Source organism: Stenotrophomonas sp. 71799_Sma (assembly GCF_056482505.1).
Genome location: NZ_CM151202.1, coordinates 3,569,384 through 3,585,656, shown reverse-complemented (window position 1 = coordinate 3,585,656; position 16,273 = coordinate 3,569,384). Strand labels below are relative to the sequence as shown.

Annotated in this window: 11 protein-coding genes, 2 pseudogenes and 1 riboswitch; of the genes and pseudogenes, 8 read left to right on the top strand and 5 right to left on the bottom strand. The window is 65.1% G+C overall.

The genetic code is table 11. The features are described 5' to 3' along the window. Positions 1–44 precede the first annotated feature (44 nt). The 3 genes from ACZK4Z_RS16720 to ACZK4Z_RS16710 all read left to right on the top strand — a co-directional run bounded on the left by ACZK4Z_RS16720 (position 45) and on the right by ACZK4Z_RS16710 (position 4,364). A complete protein-coding gene (locus ACZK4Z_RS16720) occupies positions 45–683 on the top strand; it encodes a hypothetical protein (RefSeq protein WP_197616329.1) in 639 nt (212 codons plus the stop codon). 153 nt (positions 684–836) lie between these two features. Next, a complete protein-coding gene (locus ACZK4Z_RS16715) occupies positions 837–2,114 on the top strand; it encodes a ComEC/Rec2 family competence protein (RefSeq protein WP_197616331.1) in 1,278 nt (425 codons plus the stop codon). A gap of 123 nt (positions 2,115–2,237) precedes the next feature. Continuing rightward, on the top strand, positions 2,238–4,364 hold the full coding sequence (locus ACZK4Z_RS16710) for a methyl-accepting chemotaxis protein (RefSeq protein ID WP_197616333.1): 2,127 nt from the start codon (positions 2,238–2,240) through the stop codon (positions 4,362–4,364). Positions 4,365–4,450: 86 nt separating this feature from the next. Here ACZK4Z_RS16710 and ACZK4Z_RS16705 read toward each other — a convergent pair whose 3' ends face one another. After that, entirely contained in the window at positions 4,451–4,741 is a 291-nt protein-coding gene (locus ACZK4Z_RS16705) for a hypothetical protein (protein ID WP_107432237.1), read from the bottom strand. A 14-nt stretch (positions 4,742–4,755) separates the two neighbouring features. Continuing rightward, positions 4,756–5,304: a hypothetical protein gene (locus ACZK4Z_RS16700; RefSeq protein WP_125895315.1), complete on the bottom strand. Its 549-nt coding sequence runs from the start codon at positions 5,302–5,304 to the stop codon at positions 4,756–4,758. 140 nt (positions 5,305–5,444) lie between these two features. Here ACZK4Z_RS16700 and ACZK4Z_RS16695 point away from each other — a divergent pair. Further along, a pseudogene (locus ACZK4Z_RS16695) lies at positions 5,445–6,154 on the top strand (alpha/beta fold hydrolase). A gap of 9 nt (positions 6,155–6,163) precedes the next feature. Here the strand turns inward: ACZK4Z_RS16695 and ACZK4Z_RS16690 are convergent. After that, a complete protein-coding gene (locus ACZK4Z_RS16690) occupies positions 6,164–6,637 on the bottom strand; it encodes a hypothetical protein (RefSeq protein WP_478450922.1) in 474 nt (157 codons plus the stop codon). A 22-nt stretch (positions 6,638–6,659) separates the two neighbouring features. Further along, positions 6,660–8,693, bottom strand: a pseudogene (locus tag ACZK4Z_RS16685) (catalase); the annotation flags it as partial. Between the two features lie 173 nt (positions 8,694–8,866). Between ACZK4Z_RS16685 and ACZK4Z_RS16680 the strand changes: the two are divergent. The 3 genes from ACZK4Z_RS16680 (at position 8,867) to ACZK4Z_RS16670 (ending at position 11,552) form a co-directional block, all read left to right on the top strand. Further along, positions 8,867–9,589, top strand: a complete 723-nt coding sequence (locus ACZK4Z_RS16680; protein ID WP_032127825.1) for an AraC family transcriptional regulator — start codon at positions 8,867–8,869, stop codon at positions 9,587–9,589. 81 nt (positions 9,590–9,670) lie between these two features. Beyond that, positions 9,671–11,038: an amino acid permease gene (locus tag ACZK4Z_RS16675; protein ID WP_478450921.1), complete on the top strand. Its 1,368-nt coding sequence runs from the start codon at positions 9,671–9,673 to the stop codon at positions 11,036–11,038. Positions 11,039–11,141: 103 nt separating this feature from the next. Further along, positions 11,142–11,552, top strand: a complete 411-nt coding sequence (locus ACZK4Z_RS16670; RefSeq protein WP_106550323.1) for a VOC family protein — start codon at positions 11,142–11,144, stop codon at positions 11,550–11,552. A gap of 92 nt (positions 11,553–11,644) precedes the next feature. Here ACZK4Z_RS16670 and gcvP read toward each other — a convergent pair whose 3' ends face one another. Further along, positions 11,645–14,512 carry an aminomethyl-transferring glycine dehydrogenase gene (gene gcvP, locus ACZK4Z_RS16665; RefSeq protein WP_125895311.1) on the bottom strand — a complete coding sequence of 956 codons (2,868 nt, stop codon included), beginning with the start codon at positions 14,510–14,512 and terminating at the stop codon, positions 11,645–11,647. A gap of 62 nt (positions 14,513–14,574) precedes the next feature. Further along, positions 14,575–14,677, bottom strand: a riboswitch (glycine riboswitch). Between the two features lie 299 nt (positions 14,678–14,976). Between gcvP and ACZK4Z_RS16660 the strand changes: the two genes are divergently transcribed. Beyond that, on the top strand, positions 14,977–16,203 hold the full coding sequence (locus ACZK4Z_RS16660) for a multidrug effflux MFS transporter (protein ID WP_125895310.1): 1,227 nt from the start codon (positions 14,977–14,979) through the stop codon (positions 16,201–16,203). The last annotated feature ends 70 nt before the right edge of the window (positions 16,204–16,273 follow it).

Genomic DNA, 16,273 nt, shown 5'->3' with positions numbered 1-16,273 from the left:
CGGCACGGCCAGCAGGGAAATGACGTGATGACCCGGATGTCAGCGTGAAGGGCGTAACGGTGGTGCGGATCACCCTGTGGGTGCTGTGGAGCCTGTGGGGCATCGCCTGTCTGGTACTGGTGCTGGGTGCGGCTGCCAATACCCTGGCTTCGCGCACGCAGACGGTGCCGCTGGTGCTGAGTCCTGGCGCAACCGCCCAGATCACCGTCTACCGCCTCATCGATGACCAACTGCGCCTGCGCCTGCGCTATGCCGCGGACGGTACAGAGGCTGACCCCGAGGTGCTGCTGCGCATCGAAACTCCGACCGATCAGGGAGACTTCCGTGCAGGGGAGCGTTCGGGAGTGGCCGGGCAGGGCATCAATCGCGCGCTGGCTTCGGTTGAGTCCAGCGGCCTCACGGCGTTCTACTTTGGATATGGCCGCGGCGACGCATTGCCACGCGGCCGCTCATGGCTACGGGTAACCGTGCTGGAGGTGGACCCGGCCCTGGCCGGGCACGCGGCAGACATCGAGCTGCAGCCACCGCTGGACCTGCTGAAGCTGACCGACCTGGATTACATCTGGCTGTGGCCGTTCTTCTTCTGGAAGATGGCGGCGTTCTTCCTGCTGATCTTGGCAGGGGGATTGGCCATACTCACGACTCTTCTGCGCAGGCTGAATCGGCGTATTCCCGTTACGTGATCAGGCATCGGCGGCACCGAGCACGGTGTCGCGGTGCAACTACATCCTAGCTCGCGTGATTGATGGAGCCTCTGCCCCGAGGTGGCCGGTCGCTGGATCGCTTCGGATTACTGTAGATTCCCTTCCATATCAACTCATATTCATGGATGAATCATGCTGACTCACGTTTGCCAGCGCTTTCAACCGGTCGGGCATGGAACCTTCTTTACTGGCATCGTCAGTGATGATTCCAGCAAGGGATTCAGTTGGGTGTATGACTGTGGCTCACGCAGGCCTAGCCATGTGGTACCGCTCGTTGGGCGGCTGAATACTTGGGGGGATCTCCCGCAGGAATTGGATGTTCTGGTGATTTCTCATTTTGACGTTGATCACGTAAATGGGATTCGCGAGTTGCTGAAGAGTCGGCGGGTAAAACGGATGGTGTTGCCTTTCATGGATATCGGACAGCAGCTCGAGAACGTGATGGAACTGTTGGATGACGAAGAAAACACTGAAGAGAATGGGAGTGAAGGTCTGCTGGATGCAGTCCTCCTTCAGCTTGTTCCCGTCCGTTGGTTGGCAGCGAATGGGTTTGAGGACAATGTCGGCGAGTTGATGTTCGTCCAGTCCGGAGGGCCGGCGGAAGAGGGTGAGAACATCGAACCGTTCCCTGACAGCGGCGGCAATGAAAGCGATCGTGTTGCAGTAAGTGAAGAGTATGTTCTTTCCACTCGCGGGGCTGAAATTGAGCGTGCATCGGTTCGATTGGTCGAGGACTCCGCCAGGCGCAGGGCAGGCACTTTCCCCGTTGAGTTGACCTTCTTCAACTCGATGGGGAGCGATCTCTTCGAGACGGATGACTCGGGCCAAAGGTTGAGCAGGCTATCCCAGAAGACAGTGAAGGAGCTTCGCGACCAACTGGCGACGATCCTGTCCGATTTGGGAATGGATCAGCCGGAGCAGGCAGTGGGCTCCGCTTCCGTTGACTGGAGGGGAAAGCTCCGTGAATTCTATGACGGCCACTTCGGAGGGGATGGGCATCATCGGAACAATATCTCCCTGTGTCTGATGATACGTCCGCTTGGGAAAGAGCTACGGCAGTGCAAATTTTTCAAGGAGCACGAACCTATGAGCAGTGCTGGTGTTTCCTCTCATGGTGGACTGCTGTTGTTGGGTGATCTGGGCATCGACCAGAATAGGTTCGCCGAACTCAAAGCGCACTTCGGTCATAAGCGATGGAGCAGCTTGAGCGCAATCCAGGTTCCTCATCATGGATCTCAGCACTCGTGGGCGACGGGAACCGCGAAGATGTTTGGTGATCTCACCTTTGTTCATTGCGCCCCAGGCGATAAGAAACTCCCTCATCCCAGCGTGGAACGGGATCTGCAAGGCAATGGAACCGTCCATATCGCGACTTACAAAGTGGGTGTCGAACTGGACTATCACTTCTAGCCTTGGAACGCTGGCCCAGGCCCCATCACATTCCTGAATCAATAAATGGAGTGGTGCAGGCACACATCAAGATTGCGGCCTTGCGTGCCGATAGGGCCACATCCCCCCGTTTTGGATGTACCGATGAACTATTTGAGGAACGTCAGGGTTGCCTGGCGTCTTGGGCTGGGCTTTGGCCTGTTGCTGCTGCTGGTTGCCGCCGTGGTGACCACCGGCGCCACCGCAAGTGTCGTGCAGAAGCGCGCGATGCAGCAGGTGGTCGATGTCAGCGTGGCCAAGGTGCGCCTGCTGTCGCAGATGCTTGATGCCAACAACCAGATGATGGTGGTGCGCCGCGAGATGCTGATCCGCCAGGGCGATGACCGCGGCCACGACGAGCAGCGTATCGCCGATCTGGTCAAGCGCTACGAGGCCAGCTGGACCGCCTACCAGGCGCTGCCCAGCGACGCCGACGGCAAGGCCATCGCGGAAACCATCGCCGCCAAGCGTGCCATTGCGCGTCCACTCAACAAGCAGACCAGCGAACTGATGGAGCAGGGCGACTACCCGGGCGCCGTAGCGCTGACCCTGGGCCCCGTGCAGGAAGCAGCAAACGGCTGGAACAAGGCGCTGTCCGATGGCGTGGACTTCGAAGAGAAGGAAAGCCGTGAGGCAGCCGCCGAGGCGATCCGCCTGGGTGAGCGCAGCCTGCTGCAGCTGCTGGTGCTGGGCGGCGTCGCGCTGCTGGTGGGCATCGGTGCCTCGGTGATGATCGGCCGCAGCCTGACCGGTCCGCTGGCCCGCGCGGTGAACCTGGCCGAGCGCCTGTCCAAGGGACAATTGGACCAGGAGTTCCGCCTTGGCGGCCGTGACGAACTGACCCAGCTGGGCGAGGCGATGGCCAGCGTGCGGCAGAGCGTGCAGGCGGCGATCGGCGCACAGCTGCAGATGGCTGAGCAGCATGAGGCGGGCGCGATCCGCTATCGCATGGACGTCACGGCGTTCCCCGGTGACTTCGGTCGCATGGTGCAGGCCACCAACAGCCTGGTCGAATCGCACGTGCAGGTGGAACTGCTGATGGCCGAGGTGATGCAGCGCTACGCCATCGGCGACCTCAGCCGTGACCTGCCCGACTACCCGGGCGAGAAGGGCACGCTGACCCGTACCCTGGCCGCGGTGAAGCAGAGCCTGATGGCGATCAACGCGCAGATCGATGAATTGGCCCGCGCCGCACGCGCCGGTGATTTCAGCATGCGTGGTGATGCCGCTGCGTTCCAGTACCAGTTCAAGGCGATGGTCGAACATCTCAACGGCATGATGGCCAGTTCACAGGCCAGCATCGCCGATGTCTCCGACGTGCTGCGCGCGATCTCGCACGGCGACCTGACCGCACGCATGGACGGCGAGTACGACGGCGTGTTCGCACGCATGCGCGACGATGCCAACACCACCACCGCACAGCTGACCGGCATCGTGCATGGCATCCAGGTGGCTGCCGACAGCATCAACAACGCGGCGCAGGAACTGGCCGCCGGCAACAACGACCTGTCGCGCCGTACCGAGCAGCAGGCAGCCAATCTGGAAGAAGCGGCCGCATCGATGGAGGAACTGACCTCCACCGTGCGCCAGAACGCCGAGCTGGCGCGTCAGGCCGACAGTGAAGCGCATGCGGCCGGTGCCGCCGTGCGCGAGACCGAGCAGGCGATGGCACAGATGGCCTCGGTCATGGGTGAGATCGACCAGTCCTCGGCACGCATCTCGGAAATTTCGACGGTGATCGATGGCATCGCGTTCCAGACCAACATCCTGGCGCTGAATGCTGCGGTGGAAGCGGCGCGTGCAGGTGAGCAGGGGCGTGGATTCGCCGTGGTCGCCAGTGAAGTGCGGACGCTCGCGCAGCGTGCCGGTGTCGCCGCCAAGGAGATCAAGGAACTGATCGAAGATGCCGCTGCCAAGGTGAAGAGCGGCCTGGCAGTGACCGTTGAATCGGAAGCCGCGATCGCCCGCGTAGCCCAGGCAAGTTCGCGCACCACCCAGCTGATGAGCGACATCGCAGCGGCAAGCAAGGAACAGGCCGCCGGTATCGAGCAGGTCAACCAGGTGGTGGTGCAGATGGACCAGGTGACCCAGCAGAACGCTGCGCTGGTGGAAGAAGCCACCGCGGCGAGCCGCGCGCTGGAAGAACAGGCGCATGCGCTGACCACGTCGGTTTCGGTGTTCAAGGTGGAGCAGGGCGCGCGCATGCCCATCATGCCTGCGCAGGCGGCGTAAGCAACCTGCGACTGGATGTTGGATGGCGCCCTGCATGCGCTCCCGCGTGCAGGGCGTCGATGCGCGCAACCGGTCCGTGCCGCTGGCTAGCGCCCGCGCGCGGCGCGTTCGATCAGCCAGCCGGCTGCGTACAGCAACAGCAGTGTTGGCGGAAGCAGCACTGCATACGCGGTCGACCAGGGTTTGCCGTACAGCAGGCTGCCTGCGCCGATGGCATCGAGTGCGGCGGACTGTAGGGTGATGGGGAGCGCCATCAGGATATAGGTGCCCTTCGGGTCCGCGTCCGACTGCGCGCCGTGAACCAGCCATGCGGTCAACAGCAGGTAGACCACGCAAAGCGCAAGACCGGTCCAGCTCAGTAATCGCCGCATCTTCATTCGCATGCCTCCGTTCAACGGACGTCGAAGCGAGCCTGCAGAGGCAGGCTCACATTCCGCAGCAGATCCCTGACCACCACCTGCGCAGTCCATGTGCCTTTCGGATCACTGGCCTCGGCGACGAACTTCAGGTGCAGGTTGGCCATGTACAACAGGGTTGGCGGGCCGGGCAGGGCAGTGGTGAAACAGGGAACATCGGGTTCGTCGATACTGGTACTGCCGTCCGGACGTAGCATGCGCAGATCGCAGTGCACCTTGGGTACGCGGTTCTCGTCCAGTTGCGGGTTGGACAGGAATGTCAGCAAGAACAATTCACCGCCCAGGTGGACTTCGTTGGCCTCGGTAAAACCGGGAGTGGTCTCCGGTGGGGTTTCCCACTTGGCCTGCCAGTCGGCATCGGAGGTAACCAGCAGCGATGCAGCAAAGCCACCGCTGGATTTCATAGCACCGGTCTCCGGCATCGCCTTGCCGTCCCCGTTTATCCAACCATCGCTGGCGGAGCTGTTCAGTGGCAGCATCATGGCCATCATGGCCATCATGGCCAGCGCGTAGGTCCATCGCACCAACGGCTCTCCTTGGCAGCCGCGTTCCGCGGCAGAGCGGGCAGTATTGCTCAACCTTGACCGGCAAAGCAGCCGGAGAGCCGGAGCAGAGGTTCCGTTGCATGCCGATGTGGGTGATGCTTGTCAGCAAAGGAGGTGACATGGGAATCGGGAGCGAGGAAAAGCCGGGCTGTGATTCAGCATCGGCTGCGCCGCAGCACGTGCTGATGCTGCCCGGCCTGGATGGCTCCGGCAGCCTGTCCACCCCGTTTCTGTCAGCACTTCAGGCTCATGGGCTGACGACGCAGGCGATTACGCTACCTGCGCAGGGAGGGCAGGATCACGCCACGCTAGCCCAACGGCTGTGGTCGCAGCTGCCCGGCCATCCCTTCATCCTGCTTGCCGAGTCCTTCTCGGGCCCGTTGGCAGTTGAACTGGCCACGCGACACCCTACCGGGCTGCGCGGACTGGTGCTTGCCCGGCAGCCAGCGCAGCCCTGCTGTCGCCGGCTTGGCCTCTGCCTCCCGTGGCGTTGCTGGCGCGCCTGCTGCTGGGGCGGTGGCGCACCCGCGAGCACATGTCGATGCTGCGCGATGCGTTGGTCCAGATTCCGGCGATCACGTTGCGGCAACGCGCCGCAGCGACCCTGCGGGTCGACGTACGCGCATTGCTGTCGGCAATCGAAGTGCCGACGCTGTGCCTGCACGCGTGCCATGACCGCCTGCTGTGGCCGCCCAGCGTGGCAGAGCTGCAGGCCCTTTTGCCGGATGCTCGTCATGTTTCGCTGGAAGGGCCGCATCTGCTACTCCAGGCGCGCGCCGACGCAGCTGCAGCCGAAGTTGCCGCGTGGATGAGGACGCTGTCGCCCTGATCGAAGGGCTCAGCCGCGCGCGCGGGTACGTGCTGCCTTCTTCGCTGCCACCCTGCGCACGGTCTTCTTTGCCGCACGGGTCTTCGCTGCCTTCTTCGCGGCAGCACTACGCGAGGCGGGAGTGCTGGCCTTCTTGGCCACCGTCTTCTTTGTCGTCTTCTTTGTGGCTGTCTTGCGAGCCGGTGCCTTCTTAGCCGCCGCCTTCTTCGCAGGTGCCTTCTTCGCTGCCGTCTTGGGTGTGGCCTTCTTTGTAGCGGACTTCCTGGCAGGCGCCTTCTTGGCAGCGGTCTTGCGGGTCGCCTTCTTCGTACCCTTGCGTGCGCTGCCGCTACGCTTGCCGCCGCCATCCTGCTTGTTCACGGTAGCCCAGGCAATACGCTCGGCCGTGCCTTCGCCGGCACCGCGCTCGCGCTCGCTTTCCTCGATGTGCTCGACCTGGCGCTTCTGTTTGTCGGTATATGCGGATTTGTCACCACGGGGCATGACGGTTCTCCTGTCGTTGTAGTCAGGCCAGCAGGCGCAGCTTGGGTTCACGCGCCCATTGGCGGGTGGCGGCGACCGCCAGGAAGGCCTTGGCATCTTCCGCTTCGACGATGCCGGCATCGTTGCCGACCCTTGCTGCCTTCAGCAGCGCATGGCCGCCGGCATCGCTGGCAATGGCCTTCAGGTGCGCCCACGCCTGGCTGACGAATTCGATGGCTGCACTCTCTTTCGACAAAGCCTTCGCGGCCTCCGGGCTGAGCACTGCGGCCACCGCATCGAACACGGCCGAGGGGGTGCCCGCCAGCTGCCCATCCGCCGCCTGCAAGGCGCCATCGCTGAGCGTGGCGCCACCCACTTTGGGGGCGACCAGCTTCACGTCTGCACCTGCTTTCCTGGCTGCTTTGCTCAGGCTGGCAATGATGCGAGCGTCGGAGCCTTCATCGAACAGGATGCCGATGCAGCGACCCTGCAGGGTAGGCTTGTTGCGCCCGATCACTCGCACCTCGGGAGCGGGGGGCATGTCCCGCACCGGGGTGGCAGTCGGCGCGGGGTCGGGCAGTGCAGGCAACGCCAACCCGTCGGCCACGCGCTGTGCCAGTGAGTCGTCGATATTGCGCAGGTGGCTGAGGGTACGCACCCGCACCTTCAGCGTTTCCACCTTGGACAACTCGAACACCAGCGCCGATGCCAGATGGGCCTGTTCCGGCTTTTCAAGGCTACGGAAGAACATGCGGGCCTGGCTGTAGTGGTCGGCAAAGCTCTCCGCGCGGATGCGGCCCTTGCGGCCATCGTCCGTGCTGGCGTGACTGCGGAATCCGCTTGAGGCCTCGCGCGGTGTGTCTTCCTGCAGCGAGCTGGGATCGTAGGCCACCCGGCCCTTGGGCACCTGCATCTGCATGTGCCCGTCGCGCTGATGATTGGAAAACGGGCACTTCGGAGCATTCACCGGGATCTGGTGGAAGTTGGGGCCGCCCAGGCGCAGCAGCTGGGTGTCCAGATAGGAGAACAGGCGCCCCTGCAGCAGCGGGTCGTTGCTGAAGTCAATGCCGGGCGGCACGTTGGCCGGGCAGAACGCCACCTGCTCGGTCTCGGCGAAGAAGTTGTCCGGCCAGCGGTCCAGCACCATGCGGCCGATGACCTGCAACGGCACCAGTGATTCGGGAATGATCTTGGTCGGGTCCAGATGATCGAACGGGAATGCGTCGGCCTCTTCTTCCGTAAACAGCTGCACTGCCAGCTCCCATTCCGGGAAGTCACCGCGCTGGATGGCCTCGAACAGGTCACGGCGATGGAAGTCATTGTCGGCCGACTGCAGCTTCAGCGCTTCGTCCCAGACCGTTGACTGGATGCCCAGCTTCGGCCGCCAGTGGAACTTGACGAAGGTCGACTCACCTGCCTCGTTCAGCAGGCGGAAGCTGTGCACGCCGAAGCCTTCGATCATTCGCAGCGAACGCGGAATGGCACGGTCGCTCATTGCCCACATGATCATGTGCATCGACTCGGGCATGAGCGAGATGAAATCCCAGAAGGTGTCGTGGGCCGTGGCCGCCTGCGGGAAGGCACGGTCCGGTTCCATCTTCACCGCGTGCACCAGGTCCGGGAATTTCATGGCGTCCTGGATGAAGAACACCGGGATGTTGTTGCCGACCAAGTCCCAGTTGCCCTCCTTGGTATAGAACTTGACCGCGAAGCCGCGCACGTCGCGCGGGGTGTCCACCGAGCCTGCGCCACCGGCTACCGTCGAGAAGCGGGTGAACACGGGTGTCTTCACGCCTACCTCGGTCAGGACGCGCGCGCGGGTATGCGCTTTCAGCGATCGGGTCAGTTCGAAGTAGCCATGTGCTGCGCTGCCACGTGCGTGCACGATGCGCTCGGGAATGCGTTCGTGATCGAAGTGGGTGATCTTCTCGCGCAGGATGAAGTCCTCCAGCAGCGTGGGCCCCCGAGCTCCCTGCCGCAGGGAGTTCTGGTTGTCCGCCACCGGGATGCCCTGATCGGTGGTCATCACCGGATGGCTGCCCCCGGCCTGCTGGTGCAGTTCATCACCGTTGCCCCGGTGTTGGTTTTCAGCGTGGGTGGTTGCGCGCTTGCCGGTCGGCTTGCTGGCGGCCATTGACGTTGGCTCCGGAGGATCTGAAAGAGAACCACGACACTGGAACCGAGCCCGTTAAACCGAGGTCCGGCAAAGGTGAACGTACAGGCAAAAGCAGGCTCGGGTATGCTTGCCCCATGCGAGTCGAGCCCGCCGACATCGAAGCCCTGTTCGACGCCATCCCGGATGTGCTGTTCTTCATCAAGGACCTTCAGGGGCGTTACACCCACGTCAACCAGACCATGCTGCGGCGGCTGGGTCTGCGCGCGCGCAAGGACGTGATCGGGCGTACCGCGGCCGAGATCTACCCGACCGGCCTCAGTGCGGACTACGTCGACCAGGACGCCCGCGTGCTGTCCGGTGAGGTGATCGAGAACCTGATGGAGCTGCACCTGTTCGCCAACCGCGAACCGGGCTGGTGCCTGACCTGCAAGCGCCCGCTGGTGGTCGATGGGGCCATCGAGGGCCTGATCGGCATATCCCGCGACCTTGGCCAGAAGGACAGCCTGGGCACCCAATACGAGCAGCTGCGGCTGGCCCTGGCCCACCTCAATGCGCACTACGCCGAGAACGTGCGCATGCAGACCCTGCTGGACATCACCGGCTTCTCGCTGTCCAAGCTGGAGCGCAGCTTCCGCAAGGTGTTCCAGATGACCCCGCAGCAGGTGCTGACCCGGCTGCGGATCCAGATGGCCATGCACCTGCTGCACGGTGACGACAGCATCGCCTGCATCGGCCAGGCCTGCGGTTTCAGCGACCAGAGCGCCTTTACCCGCAAGTTCAAGGCTGAAACCGGTTTCTCGCCGCGCGCCTACCGGGCCCGTATTGGTGGCAACGTCGGCGAGCCGGCGCTGGCCTGAGCCGCCTGCTGCGCTGTGCCTATCCCCGTGGGCACGGGACAGGGTAAGGTGTCGCCCCTGTAGCCGCCGCCAGCCCTGCCGATGCCCAACTCGATTCCGACCGCTTCGCCGTCCCGCCTCGGGCACTCGCTCAAGCCCCGCCAGCTGATCATGATGGGCCTGGGCAGCGCCATCGGCGCCGGCCTGTTCCTCGGCTCGGGCGTGGGTGTACAGGCAGCCGGCCCGGCGGTTCTGGTGTCGTATCTGGTCGCTGGTGCGCTGGTGATCATCGTGATGAACGCACTGGGCGAGATGGCGGCGGCCAAGCCGACCAGTGGCGCGTTCTCGGTCTATGCCGCTGATGCCATGGGAGCCACCGCCGGCGCCACCGTGGGCTGGCTGTGGTGGGTGCAGCTGGTGATCGTGATCGCCGCCGAGGCGGTAGGCGCGGCCGGGCTTCTTGCCACGGTCTGGCCGGCGATACCGGTACCGATGGCGGCGCTGGCCTTCATGCTGTTCTTCACCGCGATCAACCTGCTGGGAGTGAAGAACTTCGGCGAGTTCGAATTCTGGTTCGCCATCCTCAAGGTGGTGGCGATCCTGGCCTTCATCGCCATCGGCGTGGCGCTGCTGATGGGCTGGCTGCCGCAGGTGACCTCGCCGGGCCTGAGCAACTTCACCGAGCATGGCGGCTTCGCGCCGAAGGGGCTGGCCGGTATTGGCGCGGCACTGCTGGTTGTCGTTTTTGCCTTTGGCGGGACCGAGATCGTAGCCGTCGCTGCGGCCGAAACCGAAGATCCCGAGCGCAGCATCGCCCGTGCCATCCGCACCGTGGCCTGGCGCATCCTGGTGTTCTACATCGGCTCGCTGAGCGTGATCATCGCCGTGGTGCCATGGACCAGCGAGGCGCTGAAGTCGCCGTTCGCTGCGGTGCTGGATATTGCCCGCATCCCGGGCGCGGGTACGGCCATCACCCTGATCGCCGTGATCGCGCTGCTGTCGGCGCTCAATGCCAACCTCTACGGCGCCTCGCGCATGATGTTTTCGCTGGCGCAGCGCCGCGAAGCCCCGGCCGTGCTCGGCTGGACCGACCCGCGCCAGGTGCCGGTGATCGCCGTGCTGGCCAGCGTGCTGTTCGGCTTTGCCGCCACGGTGATGGAACTGCTGTTCCCGGACCGGGTACTGCCGGTGCTGCTGAACATCGTCGGTTCCACCTGTCTGCTGGTGTGGACGCTGTCGCTGGTTTCCCAGCTGGTGCTGCGCCGCCGTGCCGACCGACTGGGTACCCGCCTGCCGTTCCGCATGGCCGGCTTCCCGTGGCTGACCTGCTGCGCGCTGGCGATCCTGGCACTGATCTTCGGCCTGCTGCTGAGCGAAGCGCATACGCGCCTGCAGTTCCTGTCGATGGTTGCGCTGACTGCCACCATCGCCGCCAGCAGCGCCATCGCACGGCGCATGCGCGAGGCCTGACTGAAGCTGCCGGCCCGCGGCCGGCACTACCACGGGGGCTGCACATCCGCCGTGCCATCCTGATCGTGTGGGCCGCCCGCGGCCCGTCGACCAGGAGTACCGCATGCTGCGCAGCCGCCCCTTCCTGATGTTCACCGGCCAGGCCGAAGCGGCCCTGGCCCTGTATGCCGAAGCCTTCGCCGATTTCCGCCTGCTGGCACTGCAGCGCCACCCGGACGGCGCCGGTGCCGGCGTGCCCGGGCAGGTCCGCCAGGCCATCTTCCTGCTCGGCGGCACCCATTACCTGTGCTTTGACAGCCTGGATGTGCACGATTTCACATTCTCGCCGTCGATCTCGCTGTTCGTGGAGTGCTCCGGCGCCGAGCAGTTCGAGCGTGCCGCACGCGTGCTGGGCGAAGGCGGTCATTGGTTGATGCCGGTGGGTGACTACGATTTCAGCAACCGCTACGGCTGGGTGCAGGACCGCTTCGGTGTGTCGTGGCAGTTGAGCCTGGGGCAGATGCCCGACCCGTGATCGGATGTTTGTGGGTGTGGACCTTGGTCCACACGCGCTTATGAAAACGGCCCGCTTGCGCGGGCCGTTCTGTTTACCGATGCAGCGAGGAATCACGCCTCGACTTCATCATCCTTGTAGGCATCGACCGGGATGCAGGCGCACATCACGTTCTTGTCGCCGTACACGTTGTCGACACGGGCCACCGGCGGCCAGTACTTGCTCTGCTTCAGGCTGGCCAGCGGGAAGGCGGCAAGTTCGCGCGGGTAGGCGTGGGTCCACTCGCTCGCGGTCACTGCGGTGGCAGTGTGCGGCGCGTTCTTCAGCGGGTTGTCCTCGCGGTCCAGGCGGCCGTCTTCGATCGCGGTGATTTCCTCGCGGATCTGGATCATCGCGTCGATGAAGCGATCCAGCTCGTGCAGCGACTCGCTCTCGGTCGGCTCGACCATCAGCGTGCCGGCCACCGGGAAGCTCAGCGTCGGGGCATGGAAGCCGAAGTCGATCAGGCGCTTGGCCACGTCCTCGGCGCCGATGCCGCTGGTCTTCTCCAGCGGGCGCACGTCCAGGATGCACTCGTGTGCCACCAGGCCGTTGCGGCCGGTGTACAGGGTCTTGAAGTGCGGAGCCAGGCGCTTGGCGATGTAGTTGGCGTTGAGCTGGGCGACCTGGGTGGCCTTGCGCAGGCCGTCGCGGCCCATCATCGCGATGTACATCCAGCTGATCGGCAGGATCGAGGCGCTGCCGAAGCTGGCCGCGCTGACCATGCCGACCGGGCCGTTGTCACCCAGCTTGCCCGGCAGGAACGGGGCCAGGTGCTCCTTGACCGCGCACGGGCCGACGCCCGGGCCACCACCGCCATGCGGGATGCAGAAGGTCTTGTGCAGGTTCAGGTGCGAAACGTCCGACCCCCACTTGCCCGGCTTGGCCACGCCGACCAGGGCGTTCATGTTGGCACCGTCGGTGTACACCTGGCCGCCGTGCTTGTGGATGATCTCGCAGATCTCCACCACCTCTTCCTCGAACACGCCGTGCGTGGACGGGTAGGTCATCATGATCGCAGCCAGGCGGTCGCTGTACTTCTCGGCGTTGAGGCGGATGTCCTCGACGTCAACGTTGCCGTTGGCATCGGTTTTGGTCACCACCACCTTCATGCCGCACATCTGTGCCGAAGCCGGGTTGGTGCCGTGCGCCGAGTCCGGAATCAGGCAGATATCGCGATGTTCCTCACCGCGCGAGCGGTGGTAGGCGCGGATCGCCAGCAGGCCGGCGTACTCGCCCTGCGCGCCGGAGTTCGGCTGCAGGCTGACCGCGTCGTAGCCGGTGCATTCCACCAGCATCGCTTCCAGCGTGTCGATCAGTTCCTTGTAGCCCAGCGCCTGGTCGGCCGGCACCAGCGGGTGGATCTGCGAGAACTCCGGCCAGGTCACCGGAATCATCTCGGCGGTGGCGTTGAGCTTCATGGTGCACGAGCCCAGCGGGATCATCGTGCGGTCCATCGCCAGGTCCTTGTCGGCCAGCGAACGCAGGTAGCGCAGCAGCTCGTGCTCGCTGTGGTGGGTGTTGAACACCGGGTGGGTCAGGAACGCGGACTGGCGCAGCAGGCCGGCCGGCAGCGCATCGGCAGTGCTGGCATCCAGTGCGTCGACGTCCAGCGAGGCACCGAACACGGCAGCCACGGCGACGATGTCGGCGCGGGTAGTGGTCTCGTCCAGGCTGATGCCGACCGAGTCGCTGTCGATCGCGCGCAGGTTGTAACCAGCGGCGCGTGCCTTGGCGTGGATCTCATCGGCGTGCACGCCGGTGACATGCAGGGTGTCGAAGAAGTCACCACCGACCTGCACGCCGGCGTTGCGCAGCGCGGCGGCCAGGATCGAGGCCAGGCGATGGGTGCGGCGGGCGATGCGGGTCAGGCCGTCCGGGCCGTGGTAGACGGCGTACATCGACGCCATCACCGCCAGCAGCACCTGTGCGGTGCAGATGTTGGACGTGGCCTTCTCGCGGCGGATGTGCTGCTCGCGGGTCTGCAGGGTCAGGCGGTAGGCCGGGTTGCCCTGGGCGTCGATCGAGACGCCGATCAGGCGGCCCGGCATCGAGCGCTTGTAGGCGTCACGGCAGGCCATGAAGGCGGCGTGCGGGCCACCGAAGCCGAACGGCACGCCGAAACGCTGGCTGTTGCCGACCACGATGTCCGCGCCCCATTCGCCCGGAGCGGCCAGCAGGGTCAGGGCCAGCAGGTCGGTGGCCACGGCCACCAGGCCGCCGCGCGCGTGCACGGCATCGACCAGCGCCTTGTAGTCGCCGACCTGGCCGAAGGTGTCCGGGTACTGCAGCAGCAGGCCGAAGGCTTCCGCTTCCAGCGCTTCGGCCGGGGTACCCACGCGCAGCACGATGCCCATCGGTTCGGCGCGCGTGCGCAGCAGTTCCAGCGTCTGCGGGTGCACGGCGTCGTGCACGAAGAAGGTGTCCGACTTCGACTTGGCCGAACGCTTGGCCAGGGTCATCGCTTCGGCGGCGGCAGTGGCTTCGTCCAGCAGCGAGGCGTTGGCGATTTCCATGCCGGTGAGGTCGGCGCACAGGGTCTGGAAGTTGATCAGCGCTTCCATGCGGCCCTGCGAGATTTCCGCCTGGTACGGGGTGTAGGCGGTGTACCAGGCCGGGTTTTCCAGGATGTTGCGCAGGATCACGTTCGGCGTGTGGGTACCGTAGTAGCCCTGGCCGATGAAGCTGCGCAGCACGGTGTTCTTGTCGGCGATCGCACGGATCTTCGCCAGTGCCTGCACTTCAGTCATCGACTCCGGCAGCGCCAGCGGCGCCGGCGACTTGATCTTGGCCGGTACGATGGCATCGGTCATGCCATCCAGCGACGCGTGGCCGACGACATCGAGCATCTGCGCGATCTCGGCGTCGTTGGGGCCGATGTGGCGCTCGACGAACGCATTGTGGTGCTCGAGCTCACGCAGGGAAGGGGTGTTCTGGGACATGGCGAAGGATCCGTCAGGAAAGGGCACACGCACGGGCACAAGCCGCCGGTCGGCGGTCTGCGGGGCGCCCCTCTGTCCTTTTGCCTGAGAGTTTAAAAGCGCGGCGGACCGCAGCTTCGTGCCCCTTCGGCGCCGGATCGAACCGGTCTCTCCAGAGTTCTGTTACGGGTGGTATCGGGCCTGAGCGATTACGGGCGTTGCGCCTTCGGCAGCGGTGTTCCGCTTCTCCCACCGTGTTGCCCGCTGATTATAGCCCGTTGCGGGCCCGCCGGCCGCCTCCAGGCATGGCCGCCGCGCCTGAATGGCCGATGGCCCGGTCGTGCGTTTTGTACACCGCTGCATGGCATCGGGCGCAATCCCCACCTATGATGGGCGGATACCCGAATTCATCTGGCGCCGTCCCTGCAGAAGGGGACCGGCGCCCGCCGTGCGTGTCGCGCATGGCCCTGCCGGACGCCTTCCCCATGACCGCCGCTGTTGCTCCCTCCACCCGCCGCATGGCCCTGCTGCTCGCCGGTCTGGCCATGTTCGGTCCGTTCTCGATCGACACCATCTTCCCGGCGTTCCCGCAGCTGGCCCAGCGCCTGGCGGTGGACGAAGTGGCGGTGCAGCAGACCATCAGCGTGTACCTGCTGTTCTACGGCCTGATGAGCCTGGCGCACGGCCCGCTGTCCGATGCCTGGGGCCGCAAGTGGGTGATCCTCGGTGGCTTGGTGGTGTTCGTCGGCGCCTCGGTCGGCTGCGCGCTGTCCACCGACCTGACCACGCTGCTGGCGTTCCGCGCGCTGCAGGGCCTGTCGGCGGGTGTCGGCATGATCGTCGGCCGAGCGGTGATCCGCGACCTGTACCACGGCCATGACGCGCAGCGGCTGATGAGCCAGGTGTCGATGCTGTTCGGCATCGCCCCGGCGATCGCCCCGATCATCGGTGGCTGGATCCTGCTCAGCGGCGCCGGCTGGCCGTTGATCTTCTGGTTCCTGGTGGTGTTCGCGCTGGTGCTGCTGGCGGCCACTGCACGCTACCTGCCGGAAACCCATCCGGTCGAGGCGCGCGTGCCGTTGTCACCGCGCGTGCTGCTGCGCGACTACGTTCGCATCGGCTTCAATCCGCGTTTCCTGCGCTTGGCGCTGGCCGGCAGCATCGGCTTCGGTGGCGTGTTCCTGTACATCTCCTCGGCGCCGGTGTTCGTGATGCAGCACCTGCACCTGGGCGAGGGCGGTTTCGCCTGGCTGTTCATTCCCACCATCGGCGGCATGACCACCGGCTCGTTCCTGTCCGGGCGCATGGCCGGGCACAGCAGCCCTACGCGACAGGTCGCCATCGGTTTCGGCCTGTGCGCGCTGTCGGTGCTGCTGAACATCGGTTACGTCGGCCTGGCACCGCAGTTCGCACTGCCGTGGGCGGTGATGCCGATCTTCCTGGGCGGCATGGGCATGGCGCTGATCTTCCCGATCCTGGCGCTGGCGGTGCTGGACATGTACCCGCACCAGCGCGGCCTGGCCTCGTCGCTGCAGGCCTTCGTGCAGCTGATGATCAGCACCGTGGTGGCCGGCGTGGTATCGCCGCTGCTGAGCGCCAGCCCGCTGCACCTGGCGTTGGGCCAGGCTGCGTTCTTCGGTGCTGGTTTCGTGTTCTGGTACTGGGAACACCAGCGTGAACGTGCGGCGCAGGCAGTCTGCACGGGTCACTGAGCAGCGTGCAGGGGTAGGGCAGGCCGCGACGCCGGCAGCGCTTGCGACGGGAAACCACCGGACTAGGCTG

Bases quoted from the DNA above. Each gene is read 5' to 3' on its own strand.
- ACZK4Z_RS16715 (WP_197616331.1), top strand. From the start codon at position 837: ATGCTGACTCACGTTTGCCAGCGCTTTCAACCGGTCGGGCATGGAACC.
- ACZK4Z_RS16710 (WP_197616333.1), top strand. From the start codon at position 2,238: ATGAACTATTTGAGGAACGTCAGGGTTGCCTGGCGTCTTGGGCTGGGC.
- ACZK4Z_RS16705 (WP_107432237.1), bottom strand. From the start codon at position 4,741: ATGAAGATGCGGCGATTACTGAGCTGGACCGGTCTTGCGCTTTGCGTG.
- ACZK4Z_RS16690 (WP_478450922.1), bottom strand. From the start codon at position 6,637: ATGCCCCGTGGTGACAAATCCGCATATACCGACAAACAGAAGCGCCAG.
- ACZK4Z_RS16680 (WP_032127825.1), top strand. From the start codon at position 8,867: ATGCGAGTCGAGCCCGCCGACATCGAAGCCCTGTTCGACGCCATCCCG.
- ACZK4Z_RS16675 (WP_478450921.1), top strand. From the start codon at position 9,671: ATGCCCAACTCGATTCCGACCGCTTCGCCGTCCCGCCTCGGGCACTCG.
- ACZK4Z_RS16670 (WP_106550323.1), top strand. From the start codon at position 11,142: ATGCTGCGCAGCCGCCCCTTCCTGATGTTCACCGGCCAGGCCGAAGCG.
- gcvP (WP_125895311.1), bottom strand. From the start codon at position 14,512: ATGTCCCAGAACACCCCTTCCCTGCGTGAGCTCGAGCACCACAATGCG.
- ACZK4Z_RS16660 (WP_125895310.1), top strand. From the start codon at position 14,977: ATGACCGCCGCTGTTGCTCCCTCCACCCGCCGCATGGCCCTGCTGCTC.